General features: G+C 74.0%; 3 protein-coding genes. All 3 read left to right on the forward strand.

Features of this window, described 5'->3' with window-relative positions:
- The coding region (gene dacB, locus B7767_RS31275; RefSeq protein ID WP_256923635.1) for a D-alanyl-D-alanine carboxypeptidase/D-alanyl-D-alanine-endopeptidase at positions 1–1,494 on the forward strand (1,494 nt) is incomplete at its 5' end.
- 253 nt (positions 1,495–1,747) lie between these two features.
- Entirely contained in the window at positions 1,748–2,881 is a 1,134-nt protein-coding gene (locus B7767_RS31280) for a zinc-dependent metalloprotease (protein ID WP_085575081.1), read from the forward strand.
- Between the two features lie 192 nt (positions 2,882–3,073).
- Positions 3,074–3,376, forward strand: a 303-nt coding sequence (locus tag B7767_RS31285) for an ATP-binding protein (RefSeq protein ID WP_306298009.1), incomplete at its 3' end; no start/stop codon positions are given.

Raw genomic sequence — 3,376 nt, forward strand, 5'->3', positions numbered from 1 at the left:
GTCGGGCCACGGTTCGCGCGGCCGGGCCGGCCGGGATCACCGCGGGTCCCGCGGGTCGCGCGGCCGAAGACCTGGCAGTTCACCACGACCGCCGCCACCGCCGGTCTGGCGCTGGCCGCGGGTGTGGCGACCGCCGCCGGTCCCTGGGACTCCTCGGGTCAGCGTACGGCCGAGCGGGACCGGGCCGTGGCCCTGGAAGCCGCGCGTGGCACAGATCACGGCGGCACCCGTGCCCACGCTGGTACGCCGCCCCGCGGACCCCAGGCCGTCCCGCCGGCCGTCTCCGTGCTCACCGGCCTCGGTGGCACCGCCACCACCGTGAAGTCGGCGCCCGGCGGCAAGGCCCTCAGCGCCGTCCTGGACCCGCTGCTGAAGAACCCGGCGCTCGGCCACCGCTCCGCCGCCGTGGTCGACGTGGCCACCGGCGAACGGCTCTACGGCACCGGTTCCGGGGAGGCGCTCGTCCCCGCCTCGACCACCAAGATCGCCACCGCCGTCGCCGCGCTCTCCGCGATGGGCGCCGACCACCGCCTCACCACCCGCGTGGTGTACGAACCCGACACCGGTGAGGTCGTCCTGGTCGGCGGCGGCGACCCCACGCTCACCGCCCGCAAGGAGGCCGGCGGCCTCGCGAGCCTGCGCGACCTCGCGGAGCGGACCGCCGCCGCCCTGGCCAGGCGCGGGGTGCGCGAGGTGACGCTGTCGTACGACACGACCCTCTACAAGGGCACCACGATCCACCCGATCGGGGTCAACCCGAACCTCGCGGCCGTCACCCCCCTGATGGTCGACGAGGCCCGCACCGACGGCTCCACCAGCGGACCGGCCCCGCGGGCCGCGGATCCGGCGGCCGACGCCGCGCGGAAGTTCGGCGACCTGCTGAAGGAGCACGGCGTCAAGGCCACGCCTCCCGGCCCGTCGAAGGCGACCACCCGCGCCTCCACGCTCGCCACGGTCTCCTCGCCCCCGCTGGCCGCCCTCGTCGAGCGGATGCTGACCAACAGCGACAACGACCTCGCCGAGGCCCTCGCCCGCCACACCGCGCTGGCCACCGGCAGGAGCGCCGACTTCGCGGGCGCCGGCGCGGCGGTCACCGCCCGTCTGAAGCACCTCGGCCTGTCTTCGAAGGGCGCGGACGTCAAGGACGGAAGCGGCCTCGACCGGCGGGACAGACTCACCGCCGACCTCCTCACCGACCTGCTCGTCAAGGCCGGAGACCCGGCCCGCCCCGAGCTGCGGCCCGCCCTCACCGGCCTGCCCGTCGCCGGCTTCACCGGCACCCTCGCCGGCCGCTACACCGACGGCGCGGCCGGCGTCGTACGCGCCAAGACCGGCACGCTCACCGGTGTGAACACACTGGCGGGCACGGTCGTCGACAAGGACGGCCGTCTCCTGGCCTTCGCCTTCCTCGCGAACGACACCACCGCCCCCACGGCAGCCCAGTCCGCCCTCGACAAGGCGGCCACGGCCCTGGCGGCGTGCGGCTGCCGCTGACCTCCAAAAGGGGGGCGGCCTCAAAGGGGCGCGGGGCTGTGCCGATATGCGGCTCCGCCGCGCGGGCGCAAAGCGGGTCCGGGGCGAAGCCCCCAGGGACGAGAAGGAGCGGCGGGGGCGAAGCCCGGGAGGCACACCGCACGACCCGCACCCGAGCGCCGCGGGCCCCGGGGCCGGCGCCCGGCCGCCCCCGGGGCACCTCGGCCACCTCGCCGTCCTGCCCGAAACCGGGGCACTCACGTACCGTTGACGCATGACGAGCATCGGTGGTGCTGCCTCTTCCGGGATGGTCGACTGGAATCTCGCGGTCGCGACCGCGACCCGGCTCATGCGGCCGGGCCCCGACGTGAGCCGCGACGAGGCCAGGGCCGTCGTCGCGGAACTGCGCCGGCACGCGAAGGCCTCGGAGGAACACGTCCGGGGCTTCACTCGTCTGGGCACCGAGGAGACCCACGACACCCCCCTCCTCGTCGTCGACCGCCCCGGCTGGGTCCGGGCCAACGTCGCCGGCTTCCGTGAACTGCTCAAACCCCTCCTCGACAAGATGCAGGAACGGCGCGGTACCAGCCCCGGCAACGCGGTCCTCGGCGCCGTCGGCGGCAAGGTCACCGGCGTGGAACTGGGCATGCTGCTGTCCTTCCTCGCCTCCCGTGTCCTCGGTCAGTACGAGACCTTCGCCCCCGCCACCCGCGACCTCCCGGCCGGTGCGAACGGCGCCGGCCGGCTGCTGCTCGTCGCCCCCAACATCGTCCACGTCGAACGCGAACTCGACGTCGAACCGCACGACTTCCGCCTGTGGGTGACCCTCCACGAGGAGACCCACCGCACCCAGTTCACCGCCGTGCCCTGGCTGCGCGACCACCTGGAGGGCGAGATCCAGTCGTTCCTGGGGGAGACCGACGTCGATCCCATGACCGTCCTGGAACGCGTCCGCGAGGCCGCCCAGTCGCTCGCCGGAGGCCGCCCCGAGGGAGAGGAGGGCGACGAGGGGCGCTCCCTCGTCGAGCTCGTGCAGACCCCCGCCCAGCGTGAGATCCTCGGCCGGCTCACCGCCGTGATGTCCCTGCTGGAGGGCCACGCCGACTTCGTGATGGACGGTGTCGGCCCCGAGGTCGTGCCGAGCGTCGCCGAGATCCGCGAGAAGTTCCAGCAGCGCCGCGCCAAGGGTGCCTCCCGCCTGGACATGGCCCTGCGCAAGCTGCTCGGCCTGGACGCCAAGCTCCGTCAGTACCGCGACGGCGAACGCTTCGTGCGCGCCGTCGTCGAGGAGGTCGGCATGGACGGCTTCAACCGGGTGTGGACCTCGCCCAACACGCTCCCCACCAAGGCGGAGATCGCCAAACCGGCGGACTGGATCACACGGGTGCACCGCAAACCGGAAGCCTGAGTCCCGCGCACCGTCATGCGCCGCGCACGACCGACGGCAGAAGGACGCCCCTCCAATCACCCGTCCGAGGGACCGTGAGTCCTGAGTAGGCGTGCAATGCTCGGGTAACGGCCCGGTTCTGTCACCATCTACACACTCTGAGTGACCGAACCTCGGGCTCACCCCCCGACAACTTCATGAAGGGAACCGGACATGGGTCCCCATCCTGCGGTCGCGGCGATACGCCTGGCGGTCCGCCGCGTCCTGACCGACATCCTCGACGACCACGGCCGAGCCTCCGGCCGCACACCGAACGAGCGGCCGCCCTCCCCGCTCGTGCTCGTGGCCTGCTCCGGCGGCGCCGACTCCATGGCGCTCGCCTCCGCCCTCGCCTTCGAAGCCCCCCGCCTCGGCGTCCGCGCCGGCGGCGTCACCGTCGACCACGGCCTCCAGGCCGGCTCCGACCTGCGCGCCGCCGAAGTCGCCTCCCGCCTGCGCGAACTCGGACTCGACCCC

The organism is Streptomyces sp. 13-12-16, assembly GCF_002114215.1.
Classification (GTDB): domain Bacteria; phylum Actinomycetota; class Actinomycetes; order Streptomycetales; family Streptomycetaceae; genus Streptomyces.